At 69.7% G+C, this 2,056-nt stretch carries 2 protein-coding genes; both read right to left on the reverse strand.

Going from position 1 to position 2,056, the window contains the following annotated elements; genetic code table 11:
- The coding region (locus tag AB0O34_RS36715; RefSeq protein WP_363923604.1) for an endolytic transglycosylase MltG at window positions 1–697 on the reverse strand (697 nt) is incomplete at its 3' end.
- Between the two features lie 157 nt (window positions 698–854).
- Window positions 855–2,056 (reverse strand): endolytic transglycosylase MltG (gene mltG, locus AB0O34_RS36720; RefSeq protein ID WP_363923606.1); only part of this gene is annotated, 1,202 nt, incomplete at its 5' end.

The following is a 2,056-nucleotide window of genomic DNA, read 5'->3' on the forward strand; positions in this document are numbered from 1 at the left end:
AGCGCGCCACCATCGCGGCGAGGACGTCCTCGGGGGTGGACTTGGGAGAGACCTCGTAGGTGGCGGGGAAGGCGAACCCCTCCAGCTTGCCCTTGGCGTAGGAAGGGAGGTCGAGCGCCTTGGCGTCCCTGGCTGCCTTGCGGAACTCCGACACCGGCTTGCCGGTGGCGGTCGACAGCTGCTCGAGGATCTGCGAGAGCCGCAGGCCCTCTCTCACCGTGAGGGTGGTCTGCAGCCGGCGCTTGGGGTCGAGGAGGGGGACGGCGTTGCTGGCGGCCATGCCCTTGCGCAGCTTGTACTCCCCCGGCTGGAGCGAGGCGCTCTTGCCGGCGGCGCCGATGGCGTTGACGAAGGCCCGCTCGCTGGCCACCACACCCTGGTTGACGAGGGTCTGGGCCACCTCGGTGGCGCTCTGCCCCTGCTTGATCTCCACGAGCACCTCGCCGGTGCCCTGCCCGGTGAAGTCCTTGGGGATCGCGACGCCGCGGATCCAGTTGTAGCCGTAGTATCCGCCGACGCCGAGGACGCCGACGATGACGATCATCGCGACGAAGAAGGCCACGAAGCCCTTGCGGCGCTGGCGGCGCTGGCGTCGCCTGCTGCGCGTGCGCGCCGTTCTGGAGGAAGCACGAGATCGGCGCCGGGGACCTTCGTCGTCCTCGGCACCCAGCAGACTATCGAGGTCGAGATCGTTCATAGGTGCGCTCGCCAATCTCCCGGTAGGACCGGCCCGTCGTCAAGCGAGTGCCCCAAATTGGTGTGACATACCAGGCAAGCCGTCGTCCCCACGCCCAGGACCGCGCCGACCGGGGTGGCCGGGCGCGTACGGGGGGCGGTGGCAGTCCCGCCGGGCATCAGTGCTGCCCGAGACGTTTGTTCAGCTCTTCTCGGAGTTTCACGAACTCACTCTCTTTGTTAGTGAATTTCGTGATTCTACGCGCTGGGTCGATCGTGACAAACCAGTACCAATCACCCTTAGCCGGACGAAGCGCCGCACGGAGCGCGACCTCGCCGGGATTGCTGATCGGACCGGGCGGCAGCCCGGGGTGCATGTAAGTGTTGTAGGGGGTGTCGCGCTTGATCTCGGCGTGTGAGGCCACGATGCCGTGCTTGCCCAGGCCGTACATCACCGTGCTGTCCATCTCCAGCTTGGCTCCGGACGCGAGGCGATTGTAGATCACTCTCGCGATCATCGGATAATCGCTGTCCCTGCCGCCTTCGGCCTGCACGATGCTCGCGACGACCACCACGTCACGCGGCGACAGGCGGCGCTCCGCCGCTCCCGCCTCCAGGTTCACATGGGCTGCCGCGTGCTTGAACCTGCGGACCATCGACCTCAGCAGATCGCGTGGCTTCGTCGCGGGCTCGATGTCGTACGTGGCGGGGAACAGGAACCCCTCGACGGTCCCCTTGGCGTACGCCGGCAGCGCCAGCTCGGCGGGCCTGGCCGCCATCTGGGCCAGCTCGGCCGCGGGCAGCCCCGACCCCTTCGCCAGGCGGGCCACCGCCTCCGCCGCCCGCAGCCCCTCAGGAATCGTCACCCGCTTGCGAACCCTGGACTGGGGCGCCATCAGAAGGTCGAGCGCCGAGGCCGCCGACATGCGCTTGCGCAGGGCGTAGCGCCCGGGCCTGAGGCTGCCCGACTTACCGCGTGCCTCCACCACGTTGACGAAAGAGCGGGCGCTCGCCACCACCTCGGCCTGAACGAGGGCGTCGGCGACCTGCCCGGCGCTCGCGCCCGGGGCGATCTCGACGACGACGGGACCTGCGCCCTTGCCCTCGAAGTCGTCGGGCCTCATCAACGGCCCGAACAGCGCGAACGCCCCCATGAGGCCCACGGTGACCAGCACGGCGCTGCCCCCGCCGACCAGCAGCAGCAGCGTGCGCTTGCTTCGCGCGACCCGGGCGCGAGGTTCGTCGGCCCCTTCGGGCACGCGCTCGTCGCTGAAGGAGATCAGGTCGTCGGGATCGTCGCCGCCCTCGCCGGGACCGGCGGGGCGCGTCACGCCGAGGGCCCGGCGCTCGATTCCCCACCGGGGCGCTGCCCCGGTGGCTC

It is taken from the genome of Sphaerisporangium sp. NPDC088356, from assembly GCF_040685555.1.
Lineage (GTDB): Bacteria > Actinomycetota > Actinomycetes > Streptosporangiales > Streptosporangiaceae > Sphaerisporangium.